Source organism: Microcoleus sp. FACHB-SPT15, from assembly GCF_014849525.1.
Taxonomy (GTDB): Bacteria; Cyanobacteriota; Cyanobacteriia; order Cyanobacteriales; family Coleofasciculaceae; genus Symplocastrum; species Symplocastrum torsivum.
Map to the genome: position 1 here is coordinate 42,845 of NZ_JACJNU010000043.1, position 6,367 is coordinate 49,211.

At 45.8% G+C, this 6,367-nt stretch carries 7 protein-coding genes; all 7 read right to left on the reverse strand.

Translation table 11 applies throughout. From position 1 onward, the window contains the following. Positions 1-96: 96 nt before the first annotated feature. Positions 97-507, reverse strand: a complete 411-nt coding sequence (locus H6F98_RS14395; RefSeq protein WP_192219388.1) for a cupin domain-containing protein — start codon at positions 505-507, stop codon at positions 97-99. Between the two features lie 327 nt (positions 508-834). After that, the gene (locus H6F98_RS14400) at positions 835-1,299 is read right to left on the reverse strand and encodes a lipocalin-like domain-containing protein (RefSeq protein WP_192219389.1); all 465 of its coding nucleotides are present in this window, start codon (positions 1,297-1,299) and stop codon (positions 835-837) included. Then, on the reverse strand, positions 1,280-2,191 hold the full coding sequence (locus H6F98_RS14405; RefSeq protein WP_192219390.1) for a dioxygenase: 912 nt from the start codon (positions 2,189-2,191) through the stop codon (positions 1,280-1,282). Before H6F98_RS14405 ends, H6F98_RS14400 begins: the two co-directional genes overlap by 20 nt. Positions 2,192-2,581: 390 nt before the next feature. After that, on the reverse strand, positions 2,582-3,151 hold the full coding sequence (locus H6F98_RS14410; RefSeq protein ID WP_192219391.1) for a DUF981 family protein: 570 nt from the start codon (positions 3,149-3,151) through the stop codon (positions 2,582-2,584). A gap of 525 nt (positions 3,152-3,676) precedes the next feature. After that, on the reverse strand, positions 3,677-4,168 hold the full coding sequence (locus H6F98_RS14415; protein WP_192219392.1) for a cupin domain-containing protein: 492 nt from the start codon (positions 4,166-4,168) through the stop codon (positions 3,677-3,679). Between the two features lie 104 nt (positions 4,169-4,272). Continuing rightward, positions 4,273-4,899, reverse strand: coding sequence for an MOSC domain-containing protein (locus tag H6F98_RS14420; RefSeq protein ID WP_192219393.1), 627 nt, complete (start codon positions 4,897-4,899; stop codon positions 4,273-4,275). 146 nt (positions 4,900-5,045) lie between these two features. Beyond that, entirely contained in the window at positions 5,046-5,882 is an 837-nt protein-coding gene (locus tag H6F98_RS14425; RefSeq protein WP_192219394.1) for an alpha/beta fold hydrolase, read from the reverse strand. Positions 5,883-6,367: the final 485 nt, after the last annotated feature.

Sequence of the window (6,367 nt, forward strand, 5' to 3'; positions counted from 1 at the left end):
ACAGTGCATTTAACCAATTGGGTATAAGAATGACGCAATTGGTCTGAGCCACTCCTGGTAGGGACTTAGTTTCATTTGTGTCAAAGCCAATTGGTATCAGACAATCGTCCCTAGATATGTGAACTCAGTTGCAGAGACTGACTCAACAGGATAGATCGTCTCATCTTCCTTACGCCATGCGGGATCGACTATGCAAATAAATACCAGTGCCTCTTCCCCACAATTACGAATAAATTGTCTAGCATTCGGTGGAATGTACACCGCATCTCCTGGTTCTACTATCTGAAGTTCACTATCTATATACATTTCTCCTCTCCCACTGAGGATGTAATAGACTTCGGAAGTTGTCAAGGAGTGGGGAGTTGACGTTTTTCCAATTGGCACTACTGCATGAGCTAGACTATACCGTAATTCCAAAGGTTGCTTATCAGGATGCAAAAGCTCTCGCAAAAATGTGCCATCTCCAGCGATGAATTCTTCGCATGTACTAAGTTTTTGAATCAACATTGACTTAACCACCGTTGAACTATGCTACGACTGCGCTTGATGATGAGCGCCGAGTGTTCTATTATTTCCACTTGCTGGATTGAAAAACAGGTGTTCCGTTATCTTCATTGTTCAAGATTCATTGATTCAGAACACTCAAGTTTGCTAAATTAAGCTACAAGTTAGAGACAGTTTCAAAGCGCTTGTTGAAGATTTGCGCTATTAAGGAAGCTAATCACGCTAGTCATAAAAATTGACTTCGCCTACGGTTGAAGCTTGAATGAAATTTCCTACTGTGCCGCCAAGTTGTAAAAACCTAAAGGCTTTTGCGATGGAATGACAAAGCAATTAAATGCGCTTCCACACCAACTCGAAAACCGTCTCAACACCATCACTCAAAACTGGTGGCGTTTTCAGCGTCAATCGGCTCTTACTCAGAGTAAAGGTGCGAACTAACGTTGTACCGACCCGATTAGGAATCGATGCAATTTCGATCTGGTGAATTACTGTGTTGCCGCTCAATGTATAAGTTCCCGCATAAGCATTGAATGTCGTGAATGCTTGAGCAAGCTCTTCAACAGGTAGAGATTGCATCTGGGGACTCAGCGGCGATTGAATCTCTTGACTCAGCAGTGAGCGATCGCTCTTGGAAAACATCACCATCATGTGACCATCCAATGTGTAAGTAATATAGCCAGTAGGATGAGTCCCATACACGTCTGTCTTAATCGTTCCATCTGACTGGATGCCGATTGCAGAAATTAACTTCCAAATGCCAATTAGCGGGTTATTCTCAATCGATGGTGTAGACATAATGTTTAGCCGCTGGTTTATGGTCTTCCGCTGGAGTAACGGGTTTCAACACAAAATCAAACTCGGACGTGTAAAACGGTTTACTTTGATTGTGCGCTTTGAGTTCGTCTAGTGTTTCATGTTTTTGCAATTGAATGATCGCCGATCGCACTGCGAAGGTTGTATCTGAATCCAGGTGAGGATCGCCAGCCATAAAAATTTGTGTTGTCAGCGAAGTGTACTTCGGGGCATTGACTTTGAAATGGATGTGAGCCGCCCGCCAAGGATGCCGTCCTAGCCGTCGCAGCAACTCGCCAGCTGGACCACTGACTGGCACGGGGTAGCCCATTGGCACCACAGTTTCAAACGTATACTTGCCACTCCCATCTGTTTTGAAACGCCCTCGGAAGTTTCCCTGGAGATGAGATGAATCCTGAATGTCATACAGTCCCTTAGAATTTGATTGCCAAACATCAATTACGGCATTAGCGATCAGCTGACCGTTCAAATCTAAAACACTCCCTGACAGGAAAAGCGTGTCGCCTTCTGGATCAATGCCTAAGCGATCGCCCATTTGCCGTTCTGGTGCATTCGGCAAATACACGGGTCCTTCTAAATTGCTTTCTGTACCGCGATGGGCATCGTGTAGCAGTTCTACCAACTCTGAAATCCCTAGTAGATCCGTCAGTAGATGGAGCTCTCCAGCGGGAATCTCTTCAGTGTGATGACTTGCCTGATTGAGAAAATTACGTCCCTGCTGCAATTCTGATTCAGTCAGATTCACCTCGCGCACAAAGTCATGCAAATGTTGAATTAAGCTTGTGTAAATTTCATATAGTCGTGGGTGAGATTTGCCGCCATCGCCATGATTAATAATGGCTTCAGTGATGGTGTCAAGCGTGATGTTCTGCATGATTTAACTCCGTTTTAGTTAGGTTATTAATGCTTCCTAGTTGTGAGTGAACAGTAAATGTGGCGTGATTAACAAATAACAGCCTCAAGCTTCTGGTCTTTTCCAATCATTCGGCTGGAAAATTAATACTATGGGATGAAAGCACAGAAGGTATAACCAGAGCTATATGAAGGTTTGCAACACTGAGCAAGCTAATCACGCTAGATCATTGGCTAATTCACGTATTTGAACAAAGAATGTACTCTAGTCTCAAATAACGATTGAGCTGAGTAGGGTGGGCAATCCCGCCCTACTTTCTGTTACGCATCAAAGTAAAGCATGTTGAGGAAGCAGGGGAGCAGGGAAGAGAAGTTAACTTTAGGAAAGTACACTAGGGTCGTTTTACGGCGACTACTTTGGCAGGGGCTGCCATGTCGAGAAGCTAGCAAGATGTCCCCAGTACGCAGTCAATCCAATAAAAGCAAAGATGAGGGCTGCCACAATTAACACAATTCCTCCAATAGTTCGCAAGAGCCGATTTTCTTTGAGAGAGAGGGTTGGTATAGAGAAAATTCCTCCTAAGCCAACTAAAATGAACCCAATTCCTGTCAGCAGAGGGATTTGTGTTATTCCCAGGTTTATGATGCGAAAGCCAATTAGAAGCGATACAAGTCCTGCAAAGAAGCCATAAATGCCCAGGGTAAATAGCTCCCAACCCATTGCCAGAGTTAGTGAAGTTGCTACGAAGAGAATGCCAAACAGGACAGTTGTTTCACCAAAGGCAATATTGAAACTGCCAATAATGGGCCAGGTAAAAGTCATGTGTAAGCCAGTTACTAAAGCGATCGCACCGACTACACCAAAGCCTGGAATCCAGCGTGTCTGATTTGAACTACCAAGGCCAAAATACACATAGGCAGCTAACAGAGCGAGTCCAGCCGCTAGGTTAATGAGCATGAGTGTAAGGTAATCGATAAACATGAGACCTCTTGCAAATGAATGTTTGGTTTGTTTGGAATTAGACAAAAAATGAAGCAACAATATCTATCGCATTGTTTTGTACACCAGTTTTGGCTTCAGAAATACTCTTTCACAACAACATCAAAACGAATCCTAAGTTTGTAGCGAGGCTGTATCACTATCAGGTGAATATCGCCAAAACGAAAGCATTCGCCTAGCAACCTTTGTACTTACTTAGATAGGGATAGGTTGCAGTTGTGACCTAAGAAATTGTGTGATGTGGTTTGCAATAGCGTCAGCGATAGCGACGTAGGAACTCTACCCGCTACCACGTTCGTCCTACAGTCCTTTGAGCATCCTACGGCAAGCCTTGCCGCAGGCTAGCGCAGATCACATCTGCGTCCTCTTCCAGAGCAAAATGTCAGGTATCGAGTAAATTAAACTTCAGGTCTTCCCAGTTATCAGTAGACTTTTTACCGATTTCCCACAACTAAAACTCGTTGCTTTGCACAAGTCCTGGAAGTTTTACGGTGAGTCCTCGTGTTGTCATTGCTCAGGAGGTGGGGGAATAATCTCGATGCCATACTTCGGTGCAGTAGTGAGGATTTTATCTAAGTCTTCAGAACTCAATGGTGGGGCAGATGTAATTTGACCATTCACCGTCTTTCCCACCTCGGCAATAAATTTCTCAAATCCGGCGGGTGTCACCCAAACCAACATTTTGGCAGGTACAGAGGTAGTGTTGGTAAATCGATGAAGCTGACCTTTGGGCGAATGGAGGAAGTTTCCAGCCGTTGCAACAAAGGTGCGCTCGTCAAGCTGAAATTCAATCTCTCCCTCTTGCACATAGAACGATTCATTTTCTCGGCTGTGTCGATGGGGAGGAGTACCCCCTTGAGGTGCAACAACAACCTCACAAAGCGCGTAAGCTTCACCTGTCTCTTCACCAACTGCTTTGAAGGTATAAAGGTCTTGACCAAAGTAGTAAGAATGACCCCCACCTGATTCAACGAGAAGTCCATTTTGGTTGATTGTCATTGTCGTCTCCAAGTAAACAAGTTGTTTATTCGTAAATTAGTGTTAGTGATGCTACACAGTTCTCTTGCAATCTCGATCGCGCACTCAATTTAGATGAACACACGCTACCGCTGGAAATAGTCACGCCAACTTTTGGGTAAGGCTTCAAGTTGAGCAGCGCGGTGAAGTAACTCCGGATTGTCTTGCTCACGAACATAAAGTTGAGTAATATCGGCAACAGTGATATTGTTGTCATCCTGGCTCACCAACTCTAAAGTGTCTCCGGCTCCAACTTCTCCCTCTTGCAAAACACGAAAGTAAAATCCGGTTCGGCGACTTGCGAGAAATTGCTTAACCATATCCGGTCGCCCAAACCGAATCCCCAGTTTGTAGCAGGGTAGGCGAGGTTGTGTCACTATCAGATGAACATCGCCAATACGAAAGCGATCGCCAATATTCACTTCCTCTTCTCTTAGTCCAGTAATCGTGAAATTTTCGCCAAAGATGCCTAATGGGAACTCTGTGTCAGGCAATTCACCTCGCCAGTAATCGTAATGCTCGAACGGATAGACATAAACTGCTTTGTCTAATCCGCCATGAACGGAGAGATCAGCCTGTCCATCACCGTCTAAATTAAGCGATCGCACCATCACCCGTTCGCTGACTGGCTCTTTGAAAATTCCAGTTGTAACTGTTTTCCCTTTCCAGGTAACTTCATGCGGAAGTCCTACGTTAACAGAGATGAGTTTCATCTTTAGCTCTAAAGTTTGGGACAGCATTCGATCACAGCAGTCTAGATCACCGTTCGTTCGCGTCCCTTGGGCGTGTCCGGAGGACTCAGCGTGCCTATGGCATCGCAACAGATACCAATGAGTTTAGGCGGACTTTGGAATGCTGATTAATTTCCTTTAAGAAAGTCCAGCAGCACAGGATTGACTTGATCGGCATGAGTCCAGTTGATGGCGTGCGGACCACCTGGTATCACCACGAGGCGACTGCCTTTAATGAGCTGCGGCAGTCTTGCTGCGGTAGACTCAAATGGAAGAATGCGATCAGCATCCCCATGAATGATCAGGGTTGGCACATCGATGCGTGGCAGATCGTCACGGAAGTCGGTCAGCCATGACGGTACACAGTCCAGCGTTCCCTTAGCGGAAGCTCCGACCGCGACATTCCAGCTCATCTGGATGGCATCGTTGCTAATTCGATCGCCGAGAAACACATCCACGTTGAAGAAGTCTTTCAAAAATGCGGACAGATACGCTGGACGATCTTCTACAATACTCTTCATAATCCCGTCGAAGACACTGCGATCAACTCCTTCGGGATTATCGCCTGTCTTCAACAGGAAGGGTGGCACCGGAGCCATTAGCACGGCTTTACTCACGCGATCTGAGCCGTACTTGCCGAGATAGCGCGTCACTTCGCCTGTACCCATCGAGAAGCCGACTAGGGCAACATCACGCAGGTCAAGTTCTGTCAATAGCGTGTTCAGATCCGCAGCAAAGGTGTCGTAGTCATAGCCAAACGACGGCTGGCTGGAATCGCCAAATCCTCGGCGATCGTAAGTGATGACCCGATAACCCTTGTCCAGCAAAAACCCCACCTGTTTCTCCCAGGAATGACCGCTCAGAGGAAACCCGTGGATTAGCACGATGGGTTGACCTGCTCCGAAATCTTCGTAGTAGATATCAATGCTTCCAGAGTTTTCTTTACCGACAGTAACGTAAGGCATTAGAGTCTCCTTTTTTGTGAACTGGTTCGTTGTGCATTTCGCTTTTCCCGGCAATACCGTTCCTCAGCGAAGTGCGATTGCCTGATTGCAGTGCGCTCCGCGCAATCGTCCATGCTTGGATTGGAATTAAACTGATTACCTTCAAAGTACAAAAGAGGTAGTTAGTTGTAGATTTTGGAAGCGTTAGTGGAACGCTTCTGCTTTATTGGCGACGTTGGTAAAGAAGGCGCTCATGCCGTCAACGTCACGGAGGAAGGTTTCAAACGCGGCGATTTTGCTGTCCTTTTCCTAAGTAGAAAACTCCAACAGATATCATTCATTGATGGCAGTGGGAGCGCCGCTTCTTTTCCACTAGTTAACTCTAGGCTTGATCAGGACTTACGCAACTGTCACAATCTATGGCGTGGCATAGCCGTATTGCCGCGTCCAACAACTAGACGATAGACATGAGAATATCGGGACGTTTGAGTTGCTGAACTAAATAA

Coding starts and splice junctions, on each gene's coding strand:
- H6F98_RS14420 (WP_192219393.1), bottom strand. CDS start 4,899: ATGAAACTCATCTCTGTTAACGTAGGACTTCCGCATGAAGTTACCTGG.
- H6F98_RS14410 (WP_192219391.1), bottom strand. CDS start 3,151: ATGTTTATCGATTACCTTACACTCATGCTCATTAACCTAGCGGCTGGA.
- H6F98_RS14415 (WP_192219392.1), bottom strand. CDS start 4,168: ATGACAATCAACCAAAATGGACTTCTCGTTGAATCAGGTGGGGGTCAT.
- H6F98_RS14405 (WP_192219390.1), bottom strand. CDS start 2,191: ATGCAGAACATCACGCTTGACACCATCACTGAAGCCATTATTAATCAT.
- H6F98_RS14425 (WP_192219394.1), bottom strand. CDS start 5,882: ATGCCTTACGTTACTGTCGGTAAAGAAAACTCTGGAAGCATTGATATC.
- H6F98_RS14400 (WP_192219389.1), bottom strand. CDS start 1,299: ATGTCTACACCATCGATTGAGAATAACCCGCTAATTGGCATTTGGAAG.
- H6F98_RS14395 (WP_192219388.1), bottom strand. CDS start 507: ATGTTGATTCAAAAACTTAGTACATGCGAAGAATTCATCGCTGGAGAT.